The sequence below is a fragment of the Pseudonocardia sp. EV170527-09 genome, assembly GCF_008369905.1.
Taxonomy (GTDB): Bacteria; Actinomycetota; Actinomycetes; order Mycobacteriales; family Pseudonocardiaceae; genus Pseudonocardia.
On sequence record NZ_VRMC01000050.1, the window covers coordinates 25,993 to 44,596 of the forward strand.

At 74.4% G+C, this 18,604-nt stretch carries 19 protein-coding genes; 7 read left to right on the forward strand and 12 right to left on the reverse strand.

Features of this window, described 5'->3' with window-relative positions; all coding sequences use genetic code 11:
• Positions 1-12 precede the first annotated feature (12 nt).
• The 7 genes from FVA95_RS16745 to FVA95_RS16775 all read right to left on the reverse strand — a co-directional run bounded on the left by FVA95_RS16745 (position 13) and on the right by FVA95_RS16775 (position 8,133).
• Entirely contained in the window at positions 13-468 is a 456-nt protein-coding gene (locus tag FVA95_RS16745; protein WP_149665056.1) for a CBS domain-containing protein, read from the reverse strand.
• Positions 465-1,439, reverse strand: coding sequence for an NAD(P)/FAD-dependent oxidoreductase (locus FVA95_RS16750; RefSeq protein ID WP_149665057.1), 975 nt, complete (start codon positions 1,437-1,439; stop codon positions 465-467). The genes FVA95_RS16745 and FVA95_RS16750 overlap by 4 nt, the downstream gene beginning before the upstream one ends.
• Entirely contained in the window at positions 1,436-1,750 is a 315-nt protein-coding gene (gene fdxA, locus FVA95_RS16755; RefSeq protein WP_149665058.1) for a ferredoxin, read from the reverse strand. Before fdxA ends, FVA95_RS16750 begins: the two co-directional genes overlap by 4 nt.
• 83 nt (positions 1,751-1,833) lie before the next feature.
• On the reverse strand, positions 1,834-3,993 hold the full coding sequence (locus FVA95_RS16760) for a molybdopterin-dependent oxidoreductase (RefSeq protein ID WP_149665059.1): 2,160 nt from the start codon (positions 3,991-3,993) through the stop codon (positions 1,834-1,836).
• A gap of 142 nt (positions 3,994-4,135) precedes the next feature.
• Positions 4,136-4,981 carry a 3-hydroxybutyryl-CoA dehydrogenase gene (locus tag FVA95_RS16765; RefSeq protein ID WP_020626597.1) on the reverse strand — a complete coding sequence of 282 codons (846 nt, stop codon included), beginning with the start codon at positions 4,979-4,981 and terminating at the stop codon, positions 4,136-4,138.
• Positions 4,982-5,108: 127 nt separating this feature from the next.
• Positions 5,109-6,890, reverse strand: coding sequence for a lipopolysaccharide biosynthesis protein (locus tag FVA95_RS16770; RefSeq protein ID WP_161992333.1), 1,782 nt, complete (start codon positions 6,888-6,890; stop codon positions 5,109-5,111).
• Positions 6,891-6,939: 49 nt separating this feature from the next.
• On the reverse strand, positions 6,940-8,133 hold the full coding sequence (locus FVA95_RS16775) for a hypothetical protein (RefSeq protein ID WP_149665061.1): 1,194 nt from the start codon (positions 8,131-8,133) through the stop codon (positions 6,940-6,942).
• A 183-nt stretch (positions 8,134-8,316) separates the two neighbouring features.
• Between FVA95_RS16775 and FVA95_RS16780 the strand changes: the two genes are divergently transcribed.
• Positions 8,317-9,558, forward strand: coding sequence for an amidohydrolase (locus FVA95_RS16780; protein WP_240051546.1), 1,242 nt, complete (start codon positions 8,317-8,319; stop codon positions 9,556-9,558).
• A 9-nt stretch (positions 9,559-9,567) separates the two neighbouring features.
• Here FVA95_RS16780 and FVA95_RS16785 read toward each other — a convergent pair whose 3' ends face one another.
• Positions 9,568-10,467, reverse strand: a complete 900-nt coding sequence (locus FVA95_RS16785) for a serine hydrolase (RefSeq protein ID WP_149665063.1) — start codon at positions 10,465-10,467, stop codon at positions 9,568-9,570.
• Complete coding sequence (locus tag FVA95_RS16790; protein WP_161992334.1) at positions 10,464-11,333, reverse strand: LysR family transcriptional regulator; 870 nt, start codon at positions 11,331-11,333, stop codon at positions 10,464-10,466. The genes FVA95_RS16785 and FVA95_RS16790 overlap by 4 nt, the downstream gene beginning before the upstream one ends.
• Before the next feature lie 84 nt (positions 11,334-11,417).
• On the opposite strand from FVA95_RS16790, the gene bla reads away from it, so the two are divergent.
• On the forward strand, positions 11,418-12,353 hold the full coding sequence (gene bla / locus FVA95_RS16795; protein WP_149665065.1) for a class A beta-lactamase: 936 nt from the start codon (positions 11,418-11,420) through the stop codon (positions 12,351-12,353).
• Positions 12,354-12,421: 68 nt separating this feature from the next.
• On the opposite strand, the gene FVA95_RS16800 is transcribed toward bla, so the two are convergent.
• Positions 12,422-13,228 (reverse strand): SGNH/GDSL hydrolase family protein, encoded by an 807-nt coding sequence (locus FVA95_RS16800; RefSeq protein WP_075308556.1) that lies wholly within the window; start codon positions 13,226-13,228, stop codon positions 12,422-12,424.
• Positions 13,229-13,420: 192 nt separating this feature from the next.
• Between FVA95_RS16800 and FVA95_RS16805 the strand changes: the two genes are divergently transcribed.
• Both FVA95_RS16805 and FVA95_RS16810 read left to right on the forward strand, forming a co-directional pair.
• On the forward strand, positions 13,421-14,602 hold the full coding sequence (locus tag FVA95_RS16805; RefSeq protein WP_149665066.1) for a DUF418 domain-containing protein: 1,182 nt from the start codon (positions 13,421-13,423) through the stop codon (positions 14,600-14,602).
• A gap of 260 nt (positions 14,603-14,862) precedes the next feature.
• Positions 14,863-15,150, forward strand: a complete 288-nt coding sequence (locus FVA95_RS16810) for a DUF1540 domain-containing protein (RefSeq protein WP_043279421.1) — start codon at positions 14,863-14,865, stop codon at positions 15,148-15,150.
• On the opposite strand, the gene FVA95_RS16815 is transcribed toward FVA95_RS16810, so the two are convergent.
• Together FVA95_RS16815 and FVA95_RS16820 are read right to left on the reverse strand one after the other, a co-directional pair.
• Positions 15,135-15,551 carry a hypothetical protein gene (locus FVA95_RS16815; protein WP_149665067.1) on the reverse strand — a complete coding sequence of 139 codons (417 nt, stop codon included), beginning with the start codon at positions 15,549-15,551 and terminating at the stop codon, positions 15,135-15,137. The genes FVA95_RS16810 and FVA95_RS16815 overlap by 16 nt on opposite strands.
• Before the next feature lie 49 nt (positions 15,552-15,600).
• Positions 15,601-17,139, reverse strand: coding sequence for a long-chain-fatty-acid--CoA ligase (locus FVA95_RS16820; protein WP_149665068.1), 1,539 nt, complete (start codon positions 17,137-17,139; stop codon positions 15,601-15,603).
• A gap of 59 nt (positions 17,140-17,198) precedes the next feature.
• On the opposite strand from FVA95_RS16820, the gene FVA95_RS16825 reads away from it, so the two are divergent.
• The 3 genes from FVA95_RS16825 to FVA95_RS16835 all read left to right on the forward strand — a co-directional run.
• Entirely contained in the window at positions 17,199-17,927 is a 729-nt protein-coding gene (locus FVA95_RS16825; protein ID WP_020624915.1) for a GntR family transcriptional regulator, read from the forward strand.
• Complete coding sequence (locus FVA95_RS16830; RefSeq protein WP_240051547.1) at positions 17,927-18,178, forward strand: acyl-CoA dehydrogenase family protein; 252 nt, start codon at positions 17,927-17,929, stop codon at positions 18,176-18,178. The genes FVA95_RS16825 and FVA95_RS16830 overlap by 1 nt, the downstream gene beginning before the upstream one ends.
• Positions 18,179-18,287: 109 nt before the next feature.
• Positions 18,288-18,604 (forward strand): leucine zipper domain-containing protein (locus FVA95_RS16835; RefSeq protein ID WP_149664620.1); only part of this gene is annotated, 317 nt, incomplete at its 3' end.

Sequence of the window (18,604 nt, forward strand, 5' to 3'; positions counted from 1 at the left end):
CGCACGCACACGTCACGATCGTGTAGCTCCGATGTGAGGAACACGTTCCGCGGCGCGCGCCCGGACCCCTTCCTCCGTGCAGAACCCGGCCCCGGAGCGCTTCAGACAGAGCAGGCCCAACAGCCGGCCCCGGTCGTCGACGACGGCCAGCCGCCGCCGGCCGGCCGCGGCCATCGCTCCCCGCACGGACTCGGCGTCGGTGGCCGGGGCGACGGTCCGGCCGGAGAGCCCACCGAGCCAGCGCACCGGCGCGGCGGCGGGGCGCCCCTCCAGGTCGGCCCGCTCGACGACGGTGAGCAGCACCCCCCGGTCGACGACGAGCAGCGCGTGCACGTGGCCGTCGCGCAGGGCCTCGCGTGCCTGGTGCACCGTGGTGGTGCGCCCGCAGGTCTTCGGGCAGCCGATCATCGCCCGCCCGACCGTGCCCGGCGACCACCCGCCGCCGGGTCCCGCGGCCGGGGCGCTCATGCCGCGTCGCTCGAGTGGCCGGGCACGACCGGGAGGTCCGGCCGCACCAGCGGGACGAGGTTGTTGACCGCCAGCGCGGCCTCGCCGAACCCGACCGAGATGAGCCGGACCTTGCCCTCGAAGTCGGTGATGTCCCCGGCCCCGAACACCCGCGGCAGCGTGGTGCGCATGGACCGGTCGACGGCGATGTGGCGCCGGCTCATCCCGATCCCCCAGCTCGACAGCGCGGCCAGGTCGGCCTTGAAGCCGAGCGCGGCCACGAGCTCGTCGACCTTCAGCGTCTCGACGCCGTCCGGGCCGGCGACGTCGACCTCGGCCACCCGGTCGTCGCCGCGGACGTCGGCGACCTCGTAGGGGGTCAGGATCCGCACCGAGGAGGCGCGCAGCTCGGTGACGCTGCGCTCGTGCGCGCGGAAGGCGTCGCGCCGGTGCACCAGGGTGACCGACGCGGCCAGCGGCTCCAGGCACAGCGCCCAGTCCACCGCGGAGTCCCCGCCGCCGACGATCAGCACGTCCCTGCCGGTCAGCTCGGCCGGGCGCGGCACCGCGTAGCGCAGCCCGCGTCCGGCGTAGTCGCCGCCCGCGGGCAGCGGGCGCGGCGTGAACCGGCCCATGCCGCCGGTGACCAGCAGCGCGCCCGCCCGGATCCGCACGCCGCGGTCGGTGGTGACGGCAACGCCGTCGTCGAACTGCTCCAGCCCCACGGCGTCGTGCCCGAGCAGGTAGGTCGGTTCGGCCAGGGCGGCCTGCTCGATCAGGGAGTCGACCAGGTCCTGGGCGCGGACCCGGGGGAAGCCGGCGACGTCGAACACCGGCTTCTCCGGGTAGAGCACCGACATCTGCCCGCCGAGCTGGTCCAGGGCGTCGACCACGACCACCGACAGCCCACGGAAGCCGGCGTAGTAGGTGGCGTAGAGCCCGGTCGGTCCGGCACCGACGACGACCAGGTCCGCGCTGAGCTCGCCGCTCACCGGGGCTTCCGCTGCGCGACGATCGGGTGGTCGCCGTCGGCGGGGTCGGCGTCCTCCCCACCGCCGGAGAAGCCCTGCTCACGCACGAACAGCGCGTTCGCCTCGACGAAGTCGAGCTGTTCGGCGGGCATCTTGTGCTCCCAGTGGATGGCCTCGCTGGGGCACGCGGGCATGCACTTGCCGCAGTCGACGCACTCGTCGGGATGGATGTACATCATCCGCTCCCCCGGGTAGATGCAGTCGACCGGGCACTCCTCCATGCAGGCACGGTCCTGCACGTCGATGCAGGCTTCGGTGACGACGTAGGCCACGGGGTCTTCCTCCGATGTGGACGGTGGTGTCAGGTGGGTGGGCGGCCCGGCCGGAGAGGGGGGCTCCGGCCGGGCCGCGGGGCTCAGGCGGTCTCGACCTCGACGAGGGTGTCGGAGAACGTGGGTGCGTTGCCCAGGTCGCCGAACACCGTCGGGTTGACGGCGGCGAGGGTGGAGCCCGCCTTGGAGTTCTTCCGCCAGCCGCCCATCGGGCTGACGACCACGCCGGGGGACACGGTGTCCTGCAGCGAGGCGAGGACGGTGAACTCACCGCGGTCGTTGAACACCCGCACCGGCGAGCCGTCGGTGATGCCGCGGGCGGCGGCGTCGTCCGGGTGCACGATCAGCGTGTGCTCGTTCGCGACGCGGCGGTGGAACTCGTGGCTGCCGAAGCTGGAGTTCAGGAACGCGTGTGACTTGGGCGTGAGCAGGTTCAGCGGGTAGCGCGCCGCCAGCTCCGGGTCCGCCGCAGCGGACTCGCGCGGCGGGATGTAGTGCGGCAGCGGGTCGACCGGCTGGCCGGGCTGGTGGTCGTTGGAGCCCTGCCGGAACAGCGGGACGACGAAGTTGCCGCCCGCCGCGGCGGAGGAGACGAACTCGACCTTGCCCGACGGCGTCGGGAAACCGCCCTCCGCGTGCGGGGCGTAGGCGTCCGGGGCGGGGACGTTGAGCCGCTGCCAGCCCTGCTCCTTCAGCGACTCGACGGTGATCCCCTCCATGTGCGGGTGGGACCAGTCGAACGCCTCGGCGATCATCTCGGCGTCGGTGCGACGGAAGACCGGGTCGTCGAAGCCCATCGCGGCCGCGATCCGCCGGAACATCTCGGTGTTCGGGACGGCCTCGCCGAGCGGCTCGATCGACTGGTGGTTGTAGGTCACGTAGAGGTGGCCCCAGGAGAACATGATGTCGTCCTGCTCGAGCTGCGTCGTCGCCGGCAGGACGATGTCGGCGTACTCCGCGGTGTCGGTCATGAACTGCTCCGACACGACCGTGAACAGGTCCTCGCGCTGCAGCCCCGCGATCAACCGGTCCTGGTCGGGGGTGGTGACGACCGGGTTGGAGTTGTAGACGAACAGGCCCTTGATCGGCGGCCCGGCCGGCACGTCACCGGAAAGCGCGGCACCGAGCCGGTACTGGTTGATCACGCGGGTGCCCGGGGTCAGCATCTCCGGGTGCATGAAGGCACCCCAGTTGACCGGGAACGCCCACAGCGGCAGCTGCAGGATCCCACCGCCGGGCTTGCGCCAGGCGCCGACGAGGCCGGGCAGGCAGGACAGCGCGCGCACGGTCTGGCCGCCGCCCGCGTGCCGCTCGACGGCGACGCCGATCCGGATCACCGACGGCTGGGCGCCGGCGTACTCACGGGCCAGCGTGCGGATGGTCTCGGCGGGCACGCCGGTCTCGGACTCGGCCCACTCGGGGGTGTAGCGGGACACGCGCTCGGCGAACTCGTCGTAGCCGACGGTGTAGTTCGCGATGTAGTCGTCGTCGGTCAGGCCCTCGGCGATGATCACGTTCGCCATGGCCAGCGCGAGGGCGCCGTCGGTGCCGGGGCGGATCGCGATGTGCTGGTCGGCGGCGGCCGCGGTGCGGGTGCGGACCGGGTCGACGACGACGACCTTCGCCCCGTTCTTCTTCGCCTTAGCGATGTAGGGCCAGAGGTGCAGGTTGGTGCTCATGATGTTGCACGCCCACACCAGGATGAACTTGGAGTGCACGAGGCTCTCCGGGTCCACGCCGGCGGTGTCGCCGATGGTCATGGCGTAGGCGGTGCAGGAACCGGAGTCGCAGTAGGTGCGCTCGGCGACGGTGGCGCCCAGCTTGGCGAAGAACGGGTCACCGACGTTCAGGCCGTTGAGGATGCCCTGGGTGCCCAGGTAGCTCACCGGCATGATGGCCTCGGCGCCGTGCTCGTCGGCGATCGCCCGGAACCGGGTCGCAATCTCGGTGACGGCGTCGTCCCAGCTGATCCGCTCGAAGCGGCCGCTGCCCTTCGGTCCGGTCCGGCGCATCGGGAACAGCACGCGGCCCGGGTCGTAGACCCGGTCGAGGTAGTTGTTGACCTTCACGCACAGACCGCCGTTGGTGTACGGGTGGTCCGGGTCGCCGACGACCGAGGTGGCCTTCCCCTCGCCGTCGACGGTCACCAGCATCGCGCAGGTGTCCGGGCAGTCCTGGGGACAGGCGGCCTTGACCACCTTCTCCGTCGCGGTGGTCGCCGGGGCCTCGTGCGTCGCGGTCATGGATGCTCCTCGCCTCGTGGTGGGATGGCGTCGCCCACGAGACTGGACGCCCGACGACCTGCGGTCTTGGCCCGGGGAGCACACCCGTTGTCCCGGGGAGCACAACCGCGCTCCCCGGGACCGGGGCTGCGGAGCAGGTGGCTCAGGAGTAGGTGTAGAAGCCGCGCCCGGCCTTCTTGCCGAGCAGCCCGGCGTCGACCATGCGGGCCAGCAGCGGCGGCGGCGCGTACAGCGGCTCCTTGAACTCCGCGTACATCGACTCGGCGACGGCCTGCACGGTGTCCAGACCGATCAGGTCGGACAGCGCGAGCGGACCCTGCGGGTGCGCGCAGCCGCGGACCAGTCCCTCGTCGATGTCCTCGGCGGTGGCGAAGCCGGACTCCATCATCCGGATCGCCGACAGCAGGAACGGCACCAGCAGCGCGTTGACGACGAACCCGGCGCGGTCCTGGCAGTCGATCGCCTTCTTGCCGAGCCCCTCCTCGACGAAGGTGCGGGCGGCGGCGAGCGTGTCGTCGGCGGTCATCAGGCTCGGGACGAGCTCGACCAGCGACAGCACCGGCACCGGGTTGAAGAAGTGGATGCCGACGACCTTCTCCGGCCGCTTCGTCGCCACCGCCAGCTTCATGATCGGGATGGACGACGTGTTCGACGCCAGCACCGCGCCGGTGTCGGTGACGAGCCGGTCCAGCTCCCGGAAGACGCCGGTCTTGAGGGCCTCGTCCTCGGCGATCGCCTCGACGACGAGCTCCCGGTCGGCCAGCGCGTCCAGGCCCTCGATCACCTCGATGCGGGCCAGGACCTCCTCCGCCGAGTCGATCCGGCCGCGCTTCTCCGCCCGGGCCAGCGACGACTCCAGCCGCGCCCGGCCGGCCTCCACGGCGGCGGCGGAGGTCTCCACGACCCGCACGCCGTACCCGGCCCGTGCCGCGACCTCCGCGATCCCGGATCCCATCTGGCCGCAGCCGACGACGCCTACGCGCTCCATGAGCACCTCGTTCCCCTCGCACGCGTCCCGGGATCTCCGGGACGCCGACGGCCGACGACCTCCGTCGTCGTCGGACCGTGCACAACCCTGCCCGCAGGGCGTGTCCGGGCGCACGCGGGGCGTCGGCTCAGCGGCGGTCGGCGGGCGTCCCGACCGTCCGCGGCGCGTCACCGCGGCCGACGGCGGGCAGCTGCACGGTGGCGTCGTCCACCGGGGCCGCGGGAGCGGCGGGCCCGGTCGGGAGCGCGGGCCCGGCAGTCGCCGCAGGGCCTGCGGGGGCTGTGGGAACGACGGGGCCGGGTCCGGAGCCGGCCGGACGCGGCCCGCGGGGAGCCCCGCCCCCGCGCAGGCTGCGCACCACGCCGAGCTCGGCGGCGAACCGTCCGCGCAGCACGACCAGCGTCCCGAGCGTGGCGATCCCGCCGGCCAGGGCGGCGACGGCGAGGGTGACCAGGTCGATCCCGAGCGGGCGGACCAGCGTCGCGACGCCCCAGGTCGCCGCGACGGTCAGCACCAGCGCCGGGACGTGCTTGAGGTACATCCGCAGGACCGCGCCCATGAGGCCGGGTGAGACCCGTGCGGAGAACTGCAGCATCACCAGGAAGTGGATCACGATGGCGAGCGAGGCCCCCGCCGCGACGCCGACCAGGCCCCACAGCAGCCCGCCGGTCACGGTCAGCACGACGACGTAGCCGGCGTAGAGCCACTGCCGCCAGGCCGCCCGGTAGACCGCGCCGGTGGCCCGGGTCAGCGAGGTGCTGATCTTGTAGGAGGTGCGCGGCAGCAGCACCAGCGCGAACAGCTGCACGAGCGGCACGACGGCGTCCCACTGGTCGCCGAGCAGCACGTGCACGACCTCGGGCGCGAGCACGCACAGCAGGACCGCGGCCGGGACGGTGACCAGCGCGACGAGGCTGGCACTGCGGACGTAGGCGGCGCGCAGCCGGGGGCCGTCGTCGCGGACCCGGGCCATCGCCGGGAACAGCGCCTTGTCCGCGGCGCCACCGATGATGTTGGCCGGCTCGGAGAGCAGGTTGTAGGCGCGGCCGTAGACACCGAGCGGGCCGGTGCCCAGGGCGTTGGCGACGACGAGCTTGTCGGCGTTGAGCGCGAACCAGTTGCCGAGCTGGGCGAGGGAGAAGCCGGCGCCGTAGCCGAGCAGCGGACGCAGCCGGGCCCAGCTCGCGGCGGGGCCCTCGGGCCGGAACCGGGGCCGGGTCAGCACCAGGTAGCCGATGCACTTGGCGACGGCGGCGGCGATCTCGCCGTAGGCGAGCGCGGTGGCGCCGAACCCGGCCGCGGCCAGCGCCACGCTCACCCCGATCAGCGCCGGCCCGGCCGCGACGAGGTCGACGGTGGCCATCGAGCGGAAGCGCAGGTCGCGCTGCAGCAGCCCGAGCGGCGTCGCGGCGGCACCTGCGAACAGCAGCGCCACCGACAGCAGCGGCAGCAGCCCGGAGTCGGCGGGCAGCCCGACGAGGGGGCTGAGCACCGGTGACCCGACCGCGAGCACGGCCGCGAACACCGCCGCGACCAGCACCGAGAACCAGAACGCGGCCGTCACGCCGCGGTCGTCGAGGTGCTCGCGGTGCACCAGCGACGCGGCGACGCCGAGCTGGGTCACCAGCTGGGTCAGCCCGACGACGAGCAGCGCGGCCGCGGCGGCACCGAACTCGTCCGGGGTCAGCAGCCGGGCGAGCGCGACGGTGGCGCCGATCTGCAGGACCGCCTGGCCGACGGTGCCGGTGAACGCCCAGGCGAAGCCGCGCGCGGTCCGTGTCGTGAGCGAGGGGCCGCCCGATGCCCGGTCCGGCGACGACGGCGGGCCGCCCGGGGGCGGTGGGTCGGCCGGGACGGGCCGCAGGGGGCGGGTCGGGTCGTCGGGCAGGTCGCCGCCGGGTCCGGTCACGCGGGTCCTCCGGTCGTCGGGGCGGGTCGGCGCGTCGGAGGGCGCGCCGTCAGTGCCGCTTCCCGCGGAGTGCGGGATGCAACCGACCGACGGTACCGAGCGCGCTGTACCAGGCGAGCTGGGTGGCCCCGCTGTGTGCGGCGTCGCCACGACGGGGCTCGGCGAGCAGCCGGGCGCGGTTCATCCCGGAGATCGCCGGATGGAACACCGAGTTCCCGACGCCGCGGGTCAGCACCAGGTCGGGCAGTCCCTCCACCGACGCGCGGTACTCCGCGGGCACGCCGCGCAGGCTCCAGCAGTCCGACCACGACGGCGGCTCGCCCGGGTAGTCGAGGACGAACTCCAGGTCGAGGACCTTCAGCCCGGCGCGTTCGTCCCACACCAGGTTGTGCGGGGACAGGTCGAGCACGAAGCGGCCGCGCTCGTGCAGGTCGCGGCAGAACCGCAGCAGCGTCCGCACGACCTCCGGGCGCAGCTGGGCGAGCTCACCCGGCAGCCGACGCACGACGTGCCGGCCGGTGTCGCCGTAGAACGGGGTGAGCAGCCAGTTCTCCCCGCGCTCGAGCAGCTCCGGGACCTCCGGGAGATCACCGAGCTCGAGGCGGGCACGCAGCTCGCGCTCGAACGCCTCGCGTGCCCCGGGCCGGAACACCTTGCACACCGACGGCCCGTGCACCGGGTGGCGGACCAGTGCGACACGGGCGCGGAACCCGGGCGAGGTGCCGCCGAGCATCCGCACGACCGGGAAGGGCATCGCGCACCGGCGGCCGAGATCGGCGACCGGGCCGGCGATGCGGTGCAGGATCCCCGGGTCCCCGAGCGCGTCGAGCAGGGCGAGGGCGTGCTCCGGCGACGACGACGCCTGCACCGGCAGGTAGTGCTCGCGCGGCGGAACACGGCGCAGCACCCTCTTCTCCGTGTAGTCGAGGACGGCGGCGACCCGGTCCTGGGTGGCCCGCACCCCGGAGGTGCCGACCGGGGCGACCACGTCGCAGGCGACCACGAGCGCGTACGGCGCGCCGGCCGGGACCGGCCGGGCGGGCGGTGCGGGCACCTGACCCCGGACCCGGGTGACCTGCGGGTCGTCGAGGACGACGACGTCGAGGATCTCCAGCCCGCGGGCCACCCCCGCGACGGCCTCGTCGAGCAGCGGAGCGGCCGCGGAGCGGACCACGAACACGGCCAGGCCGCGCCACCGGTCACCGGTGTCCGGACCGGTCGGACGGACCTGTTCCAGTGTCATCGATGCGCTCCAGCCGGTTGCGTCATGGGCTGATCCTAGGGCGAACTTGAACAAACCGTTAACCCGACCGGTCATCCGGTTGTCCCCGGGATGGCGGTTTCACCACATCGGGTGAGGGTGTCGCCATCACTCCACTGCGCCGCCCGTGTCGCTCGAACGGGTTCCGGACTACGTTCGCCGGGTGTGAGCGACAGTCACCCCGGCGCCGGCCTCGCCGACCTGTACCGCGACCTCCACCGCCATCCCGAGCTCTCCTTCGCCGAGACCCGCACCGCGGGGATCGCCGCGGAACGGCTGCGCCGGTGCGGCTACGAGGTGACCGAGGGCGTGGGGCGGACCGGCGTGGTCGGTGTGCTGCGCAACGGCGACGGCCCCACCGCGCTGCTGCGCGCCGACATGGACGCACTGCCCGTCGCCGAGGACACCGGCCTCGACTACGCCAGCACCGTCCGCGCCGTCGGCCGCGACGGCGCGGAGACCGCCGTCGCGCACGCCTGCGGGCACGACATGCACGTGACCTGCCTGGTCGGTGCCGCCGCCGAGCTCGCCGCGGCCCGCGACACCTGGCGGGGCACGCTGCTCGTGGTGTTCCAGCCCGCCGAGGAGTTCGGCGCCGGGGCCGACGCGATGCTCGACGACGGCCTCTACGACCGCTTCGGCACCCCCGACGTCGTGCTCGGCCAGCACGTCGCGCCGTTGCCCGCCGGGCTCCTCGCCGTCGCCGCCGGGCCGGCCTTCGCGGGCAGCGACAGCCTGCGGATCACCCTGCACGGCGTGGGCGGGCACGGGGCGCGCCCGGAGACCACCGTCGACCCGGTGCTGCTCGCCGCGGCGACGACGCTGCGGCTGCACACCGTCGTCCCGCGCGAGATCGCCGCGACCGAGACCGCGGTGCTCAGCGTCGGGATGCTGCGGGCGGGCACCAAGGAGAACGTCATCCCCGACTCCGCCGAGCTGGGGCTGACCGTGCGCTCGTACACCCCGTCGGTGCGCGGGCGGGTGCTCGCCGGGATCGAGCGGACCGTGCGCGGCGAGGCCGCGGCCTCCGGGGCACCGAGGGACCCCGAGGTCCGGTTGCTGGAGTCGTTCCCGCCGGTGGTCAACGACGCCGACGCGGCCGAGCGCACCCGGGCCGCGCTGGCCACCGTCACCCCGCTCCCGGTCGTCGACCCGGGGCCGGTGACCGGGAGCGAGGACGTCGGGCGGTTCGCCGTCGCCGCCGGGGTCCCGTGCGTGTTCTGGCTGCTCGGCGGGGCCGACCCGGGCGCCTTCGAGGGCGCGGCCGGCGTCGCGGAGATCCGGGAGCGGAGCGCGTCGCTGCCGTCGAACCACTCCCCCCGCTACGCGCCGGTGATCGAGCCGACGTTGTCGGTCGGGGTCGCGGCGCTGGTCGCGGCGGCGCGGGAGTGGCTGCCGGTGGGCTGAGGCGGCGGCTCAGAGCGCGGGAGCCCGCAGCGCGTGCACCGCGACCCGGGCGGCGGCGCCGATCGCGGCGTCCGCCCGCGGGACGGTGGTGTCGCTGCGGGCGGAGTGGGTGAACACGGCGACGGCGACCGGGTGCTCGCCCGGGTAGGTCACGACCCCGACATCGTTGCGCACCGCGCCGACCGTGCCGGTCTTGCCGGCCACCTGCGTCGGTGCGGGGAACCCGGCACGCAGCCGGTGCGGCCAGATCTGGGCCCCGAGCAGCCGGCGGGCGAACGCCGTCGACGCCTCCGACGCGAGCTCGCCCCGCCACAGCAGCGCGAGCAGCGCGGTGACGTCCGCGGCGGTGGTGGCCGACCCGTAGACCGGGCTGAGCGCGCGGACCTCGACCGGGACGTCGTTGTCGGCGAGCACGCCGAAGGCCGCGGCGACGTCGTCGGTGCCGGTGTCGGCGAGCAGGTCGGCGAACACGTCGTCGGTGCCGCCGCGGATGCGGGTCCCGGACAGGCCCAGCTCGGCGGGCAGCGCGGCGACCCGGTCCCGGCCGACCCGGCTGTGCACGACGTCGGCCGCGGCGTTGTCCGAGGCCGTCACCATCGACGTGACCAGGTCCCGCCAGCTCATCGTCACCGGGTCGGCGAGCGCGGAGATGCCGGTGGGCCCGGGCGTGCGCGGCACCGGGACGACGACGGGTTCCCGCGGGTCGACCGTGCCCGCGTCGACCTCCCGGCAGTAGGCGACCAGCACGAACAGCTTGTAGACCGAGGCCATCACGACGGGTGCGTGGGCGCCGGCGTCGACGTCGCGGGCGGAGTGGTGCGGGCCGTCCCCGGAGACCGGGCGGGCGTGCAGCCAGCCGCGCACCCCGGCGTCGCGGAACACCGCGCGGACCTCGTCGGCGGGGCTCACCCGGGCTCCCGCAGCGCGGCGACGAGCGCGTCGACGACGCCCTCCGGTGTCCCGGTGCGGTGCACCAGCCGGACCCGGAACGGCACCGGCTCCCCCGCCGCCGGCCGGCGGGCGACGCCCTCGGCGCCCAGGCCGGGGTCGGGGGTGAGCGCGAACGCGGCACCCGTCGCGACCAGCGCGAGCGCCTCCGACGGCGACGCGGCCCCGGCCGCGGTGACCGGGCAGCCACGGACGTCGAGGGTGTCGAGCAGCAGGTCATGGGCGGCCGGGGCATGTGCCCGCGGCGCGGTCGCGAGCTCCAGGCCCCGCAGCGTCCGCAGCACGACCGGCCCGGGCCCCGCGGCGGCCGAGTGCCCGGCGGGCAGCAGCAGAGTGGTCGGCAGCGCCACGACCGGACCGGCGCGCGCCGACTCCAGCACCGCCGGGTGCGCGACGACGGCGACGTCGAGCGTCCCGTCCGACACCGCGTCGACCAGGGCCACCGTGGTGGCGACGGTGGGGGCCACCCGCAGCCCGGTCACCGCCGCCGCGCGGGCCGCCAGCCGTGCGGTCGCGGCCGGCCCGAGGTCGGCGACGGCCCCGAGCCGCAGCACCCGGGCGGCCTCGGCGTGCCGGACGGCGGCCAGGACGAGCGCATCGGCGTCCTCCAGCAGCGCGCGGGCACGGGGCAGCAGGTCGCGCCCGGCCGCTGTCGGCGCGACGCCACCGGGTCCGCGGTCGAACAGCACCACCCCGAGCCGGGTCTCGAGCCGGCGCAGGCCCTGCGACAGCGGCGGCTGCGCCATGCCGAGCCGGGCGGCAGCGCGGCCGAAGTGCCGCTCCTCGGCGACGGCGACGAAGAAGCTCAGGTGCCGCAGCAGGTCCACCGGCCTCGCCTCATATCGAACGGGTATCACACGCGCAGCTCGATCATATTCGCGCTATCGCCGCGGATCGGTCACGGTGCGCCCATGACGATCTCCCGTCGCTCCCTGCTCCTCGCCGGCGCAGCACTCGGCGGCACCGCACTCGGCAGCGCCGCGCTGACCGGCTGTGCACCGCCCGCGCCTCCCGCATCCGCTCCGCCCGCATCCGCTCCGCCGGCCCCGGGCACCGGGACCGCGCCGATCCCCGCGATGGCCGACGTCGAGCGCACCTACGCCCGCACGATCGGGGTGCACGTGCTCGACACCGGCACCGGCCGCAGCGCCGGGCACCGCGACGGCGACCGCTTCCTGATGTGCTCGGTGACCAAGGCGCTCATGGCCGGGTTCACGCTGCACCGCTCGCTGTCCGACCCCGGCCTCCTCGACCGCCCGGTCCGCTACGGACGCGCGGACCTGCTGGAGTACGCGCCCGTCACCACCCGGAACCTCGCGACCGGGATGACCGTGGCCCAGCTGTGCGAGGCCGCCGTCACCGTCTCGGACAACACCGCCCACAACCTGCTGCTGCGCGAGGTCGGCTCCCCCGCCGAGCTGACCGCCTGGCTCCGCACCACCGGCGACACGGTCACCCGCTCCGACCGGGCCGAGACCGCGCTGAACGACCGCGACGGCGAGCGCGACACCTCGACCCCGGCCGCGCTGGCGTCCACGCTGCGCACCCTCGTCCTCGGCGACGCGCTCCCGGCCCCGCAGCGCGACCGACTGGCCGGCTGGCTGCGCGCGAACACCACCGGCGACCGGCAGATCCGCGCGGCGGTCCCGGCGGACTGGGGCGTGGGCGACAAGACCGGCTCCGGACCGCTCGGGGAGCGCAACGACTCCGGGGTGCTCTACCCGCCGGACGGCGCACCGCTGGTCCTGACGGTGTTCACCCTCCCGGCCGACCCGGCCGACGAGCAGCGCGGCGAGGACGCCGTCGCCGCCGCGGCCCGCGCCGCCGTCGCCGCGCTGCGCGGCTGATCCGACGGCGCACCCGACCCGACCGGACACCGAGGTCCGGCCGGGGGGGGCGGGAACGGGCGCTCCGGTCAGATCCGGGCGAGCACCGCCCGCAGGATCGCGACCTGGCCGATCGGGCTGGGGTGCAGACCGTCGTCCTCCCAGAAGTCGGGCCGCACCGGCATCCCGGACAGGTCGACCGCATCCGGGTCGACCTCCAGGACCGTCGCGACGAGCCCGGGGACGTCGGCCGGGTCCCACCACTCGCCGGTGAGCTCGCGGGTGGCGGCCACCCGACGTGGGTCGACCGGCGGCGGGACGACGAACCGCACCCGGGCGCCGCTCTCGGTCTCCAGCAGCAGGCGCAGCGCCCGCAGGTTCCGTGCCGTCTCGCTGATCGACACCATCCGGATCCCGGTGGTCGTACCCTCCCGGCGGATGTCGTTGGTGCCCAGCATGACCAGCACCCGGGTCGGCACCCGGGAGACCAGGACCGGGCCGAGCGCGAGCGCCTCGGAGCTGGTCCGGCCGGACAGCGCGAGCACCTCGACCGTCGTCTCCGGTTCGACCATCGGGACCAGCTCGGCGAGCAGCCGTGCCCAGCTCAGCCGGTCGGCGGACAGGGAGTCGCCGACGACCACGACCCGCTCGCCCGGACGCAGCCCCATCCGGTGCAGCCCGTCGGCGACCGGCGGCTCGTTCCGCAGTGCCCGCGCCGCGGACCGGACTCGTGCGGCGAGCCCGGCACGCACCCCGGCGACGGCCGACGGGTCCAGGCCCGCGGTCGTCGCGAGCAGCCGGTCGATCGACTCCTCCTGCACCCCGAGCGCCGCGAACGCCGGCCAGGCGGTCAGGTCGGCGAACCGGATCAGCCGGCCCATCAGGTCCTCGTCCACGTCGCCTCCCTCTCCGGGCACGGTCCACCGGGTCCGGAGACTGGATCATCGCCCACCGCCGCTCGACCGTCGCGCACGGCTCCGTCCTCCGGAGGACGGGTCGAACGGCGACGCACACTCCGCCCTCCGGAGGAGCGGAGCCCTCCTGCGGACCGATGTGCGGCACCGGCTGGGTCCATACCGTTCCGTTCCATGTCGCGACGTGGTCGGCCCGCGGTCGGTGGGGTCTCGCCGACACCGGTCTCCGAGCGCCTGCTGGCGCCGGACCTGGCGCGGGGGGTGATGTTGCTGCTCATCGCCCTCGCCCACTCCCGGATGCTGCACGCGGGCGGCAACCTGCTCGCCAGGCCTGCCGGTGGCGGACCGGTGGACATCGCCGTCCAGTGGCTCCTGACCTCCGTCGTCGACGGGCGGGCCGCACCCCTGTTCGGACTCCTGTTCGGCTACGGCCTCGTGCAGATGACCCGGCGACAGACCGGCCCCGGCGGAGACCCGGCCAACGCACGACGACTGATCCGCCGGCGCGGTGCCTGGCTGATCGTGTTCGGCATCGCCCACGTCGTCCTGCTCTACAGCGGTGACATCATCGGCTCCTACGGCGTGTTCGCCCTGCTGTTCGCCGGGGTGGTGACCTGGTCGGGCGGCCGACTGTGGACGGTGTTCGCGGTCACGCTCGCATTCGGGATCGCCGCAGCCACCGCCCTCCAGCTGGTCACCGCGGATGCTCCGCTCGCAGTCGGGCCGACCCTGCTCGACAGCATGGTGCTGCGCACGTCCGCACTCGCCGTGTTGCCCCTGGCCGGGTTGAGCGTCGCGCCCGCGGTACTGATCGGGGTCTGGGCCGGCCGGATGCGGCTGCTCGAGCAGCCCGCCCGCTTCCGGCGGCTCCTGACCCGGGTCGTGCTGGTGGGCTTCCCGATCGCGGTGCTGGGCGCACAGCCGGTCGCGCTGCAGGCGGTGGGTGTGTGGACCCCGGGCTCGGCCACAGCCGGCGCACTGGCCGAGGCGACGTTCGCGGCGACCAGGGTCGCCGGGGGGCTGGCCTACATGGCCGCGATCGCCCTCGTCGCGGACCGGCTCGGTCAGCGGCGCGGACCGGTCACGAACGCGCTGGTCGCCTGCGGTCGCCGGTCGATGACCTTCTACATCGCGCAGTCGCCGGTGTGGTTCGTCGCCACCGAGCCGGCGCTGCTCGACCTCGGCGGCCGACTCGGCGCCGCCACGGCCGCCGCCGTCGCCGTCGCCACGTGGGTGGCCACCGTGGTCATCGCCGCCGCCCTGGACCGCGCCGGCCGACGGGGCCCGGCCGAGGCCCTGCTGCGCCGCCTCACCTACGGCGCCGGACGGACCGCTCCACGCCCGGCGACAGCCTGACCACGGGCGTCACCGCGCCACGGTTCGCGTCCGTGGATCGGCGCAGGCCGGCCGTCAGGTGCCAGCCATCGTCCGGCCATCTCCACGACCCCCGCGGATCACCCATCCGACGGGCGCGCAATGTGATTCGCATCACTCGACTGAGAGGTGTGCCGCAGCGAACGCCCAGGTCGGGGGCGCAAGTGAGGCGGCCCGCACCGCCGGTCAGGCGAGCCTCTGTTGCCTGGCGCGCGGCACGCGACCCCGACAACCTGACCGCCATGACCACGGCTCAGGACATGCCCCAGGTTCAGCAGTGCGCCGCCACCAGCTGCTCCTACAACTCCGACTCCAGCTGCGGTGCGGGGGCGATCACGATCTCCGGTGAGCACGCCCACTGCGGCACCTTCGTCGAGATCTCGTTCCGCGGTGGCAGCGGCAACGGTCTCGTCGGGGCCTGCCACCGCTCGGACTGTCGGTTCAACGAGAAGCTCGAGTGCACCGCGTCGTCGGTGAACATCGGCGCGGGCGCCGACGCCGCCGACTGCCTCACCTACGAGGCCAAGTAGGCCAGCTCCTCCATCCGGACCTCACCGCGCTCGTCGACGCGCAACGCGCCGTCGGCCACGGCGAGGGCCGCGACGGGGTCGATGTCGTCGACGAGGACGGCGACCCCGTCCGCGGCGACCGACCGCAGCGCGAAGAGCACCGTGCTGCGGTCGTGCGCGTCGAGACCGTCGGTCAGGCGGTCGGCGAGGACCATCGCGGTGGGGCCCCGACGGACCGCCTCCACCGACGCCAACCGGTCGGCCGCCGACTCGGTCGCCCGCGCGCCGAGCCTGCGCACCACGGCATCGTGCCCGTCCGCGCACCGACCACTCGCGTCGTCGAGCCGGTTCATCGTGCGGCGACGCTGCACCGACGGTCCGAGCAGCACCGTGATGCTGCCGGTCGGCAGACGCAGAGACATGGAAGCCCTCCCTCACCGGTACTGAGGCGAGGCTAACCGATGATCTCGGTCAGGTGAAGGCCTTGCGGTAGGTCTCGCGCAGCTCGCGCTTGAGGATCTTGCCGCTGGGGTTGCGCGGCAACGCCTCCACGACGTCGACCGAACGGGGCCGCTTGAAGCCGGCGATCCGTGGCCGCAACCACTCGATGAGCGCCTGCGGATCGACCGTCGCCCCCGGCCGCGGCACGACGACGGCCTTCACCGCCTCGCCCCAGCGCTCGTCGGGCACCCCGATCACCGCGACGTCGGCGACGTCGGGGTGATCGGACAGCACGTTCTCCACCTCGATCGGATACACGTTCTCCGCGCCGGTGACGATCATGTCCTTGATCCGGTCGGTGAGGAACAGATAGCCCTCGGCGTCGAGGTAGCCGCCGTCGCCGGTGCGCAGCGTGGCGTCGTCGCCGAGTGCGGCCGCGGTGTCCTCGGGCCGGTTCCAGTAGCCGGCTGTGACCTGGTCGGAGCGGATCCGCACCTCTCCCACCTCGCCCGGTCCGAGTACACGGCCGGTCGCCGGGTCGACGATCGTCAGCTCGACCCACGGGTAGGGCCGCCCGGCCGAGCGCATGAGGTGTGCCCGTGGGCCGTCCGGGTCGTGGTCGGCCGGATCGAGCTGGGTGATCGCACCGGTGGTCTCGGTCGCGCCGTAGACCTGGAACAGCGGCGCCCGGAAGGTCTCGACGACCGCACGCAGCGCGCCGACCGTGATCGGCGAGGCACCGTAGGCGATCGACCGCAGCGCCGACCAGTCCCGGTCGGCGGCACCGGGCACCGCGGACAGCATCTGCAGCACGGCGGGGACGAGGAAGGCGTTCGTGACACGCTCGTCGGTCATCGTGTCGAGCAGCGGGCCGGGGACGATGTCGGCGACCAGCACACAGCGCGCGCCGGCGGCCAGGCACACCAGGGCGTAGCCGACCCCGCCGATGTGGAACAGCGGCATCGCGACCAGCGCCGACGACGTGTGGTCGATCGACCAGTGCCCGGCGGCGAGCAGCAGCGCGCTGAACTGCCGGTGCGCGAGCAGCACACCCTTGGGCAGGCCGGTGGTGCCGGACGTGTAGAGCTGCAGCACCGTGTCGTCCGGGCCGGATCCGGCGGGCGGCGACGGTGGCAGGACGGTGGTCGCGGCATCGCGCCAGGCCGCGTGGTCCTCCCCCACGACGACGACCGGCCGCTCCCCGAACGCCCCGCGCAGCCCTGCGAAGTCCGGGCCGAGCACCACCAGCCCGGCGCGGGCGTCGTCGACCAGCGCCAGCAGGTCGGCCTCCGTGAGCCGGGTGTTGAGCGGGACCGACACGGCGCCGATCCGCGGGGCGGCGAAGAGCAGCTCCAGGAACTCCGGCCGGTTCTTCCCGATCCACACGACGCGGTCCCCCGCGCCGAGGCCGAGGTCGCGCAGCGCCGCCGCGGTCCGCCCGGCCCGCTGCTCCAGCTCGCCGTAGGTCGTGGCGACGCCGTCGACCGACAGCGCGACGAGGTCCGCACGGGCCGGATCGGCCAGGATGTCGGTGAGCCGGAAGTCCTCGGCAGAGCTCTGACCTGGCACGTCGTTCTCCCTCGGTCGTCGGTGACGCAGGTTCGACAGAATCGTATATGATAGTCGTCGTGTCGACGGCCGACTCCGTGCTCGACCTCTCACCGGGTCGCACCCCCCAGCTGCCCGACCGGATCGCGCTCGTCCTGCGGGACCGCATCCTGTCCGGCGAGCTCCGACCGGGCACCTTCCTGCGGATGGACCGGATCGCCGCCGACCTCGGCGTCAGCCACACCCCGGTCCGCGAGGCGCTCCAGTCGCTGCGCGCCGAGGACATGGTCCACGCGGTGCCGCGGCGCGGGTTCGTCGTCGCCGAGCTGACCCGCGACGACGTCGCGGACCTGTTCGAGGTGCAGGCCGACCTGACCGGGACGCTGGCCGCGCGTGCCGCGCAGCGACTGTCCCCCGCCGACCTCGCACCGCTGCGCGAGCTCGCCGACCGGATCGCCCGGCTGTGCGAACGCACCCCCGAGACCCACGACCCGGCCGAGCTGGACCCGCTCGTGTCCGCCGAGCACCGGCTGCACGCCGAGATCAACCGGTCGGCGGGGTCGCGCAAGCTCGCCTGGCTGGTGGGGCGCTCGTCGCACTACCTGCCGGCGCACTTCTACACCGGTTCGCCCGCCTGGCGGACCGGCGCGGTCGACGCGCACGTCGTCCTGCTGGACGCACTGGGCGCCGCCGACCCGGACGCGGCACGGGCTGCGATGCGCCGACACGTCCTCGACGGCCGCGACCTGCTGCTCGCACACCTGGACCGCACGGGAATGTGGACCCACCACGACGAAGGAGTCATCTGATGCCCGTCACCCTGACCGAGGAGCAGACCGCCCTGGCCACCGCGATCGGCGAGTTCTGCCGCCGGGAGGTCGGCTCCAAGGAGCGCCGGGACGAGCTGACCGACGGCGGCCGGCACGCCCACTCCGACGAGCTGTACCGGAAGATGGCCGAGCTGGGCTGGGTCGGCATCGCGGCCCCGGAGGCCTACGGCGGTGCGGGCCAGGGCATGCGCGAGCTGCTCGTGTTCCTGGAGGAGACCGCCTACGTGTGATGTCCAGGGAGGTTGTCCCGTCCGGGGGCGGTGAGTCTGGCTGACAGACGAAGGCCTCCGGTTGTGAAGTGGAGCTGTCGAGGAACCGCTTCACCCACCGGAGGCCTTCGTGTCCCACGCTAACGCCGCTCTGACCCCGCGCGCCCGGCTGCGGCTCGCTCAACTCGTCGTCGAGCACGGCTGGACCCACACCGCGGCCGCGACAATGTTCATGGTCTCCGCGCGGACCGCCAAGAAGTGGTCCGACCGCTACCGGGCCGAGGGGCCGGCGGGGATGGCCGACCGCAGCTCACGGCCGAGGTCCTCACCGACGAAGACCCGTGTCGGTCTGGTGCGGCGAATCGTACGGCTGCGCTGGCGGCACCGGCTGGGCCCGGTCCAGATCGCCGGGCGCCTGGGCATGGCCGCCTCGACCGTGCACGCGGT

Coding starts and splice junctions, on each gene's coding strand:
- FVA95_RS16815 (WP_149665067.1), bottom strand. CDS start 15,551: ATGTCTCTGCGTCTGCCGACCGGCAGCATCACGGTGCTGCTCGGACCG.
- FVA95_RS16745 (WP_149665056.1), bottom strand. CDS start 468: ATGAGCGCCCCGGCCGCGGGACCCGGCGGCGGGTGGTCGCCGGGCACG.
- FVA95_RS16775 (WP_149665061.1), bottom strand. CDS start 8,133: ATGACACTGGAACAGGTCCGTCCGACCGGTCCGGACACCGGTGACCGG.
- bla (WP_149665065.1), top strand. CDS start 11,418: ATGACGATCTCCCGTCGCTCCCTGCTCCTCGCCGGCGCAGCACTCGGC.
- FVA95_RS16765 (WP_020626597.1), bottom strand. CDS start 4,981: ATGGAGCGCGTAGGCGTCGTCGGCTGCGGCCAGATGGGATCCGGGATC.
- FVA95_RS16805 (WP_149665066.1), top strand. CDS start 13,421: ATGTCGCGACGTGGTCGGCCCGCGGTCGGTGGGGTCTCGCCGACACCG.
- FVA95_RS16760 (WP_149665059.1), bottom strand. CDS start 3,993: ATGACCGCGACGCACGAGGCCCCGGCGACCACCGCGACGGAGAAGGTG.
- FVA95_RS16830 (WP_240051547.1), top strand. CDS start 17,927: ATGCCCGTCACCCTGACCGAGGAGCAGACCGCCCTGGCCACCGCGATC.
- FVA95_RS16810 (WP_043279421.1), top strand. CDS start 14,863: ATGACCACGGCTCAGGACATGCCCCAGGTTCAGCAGTGCGCCGCCACC.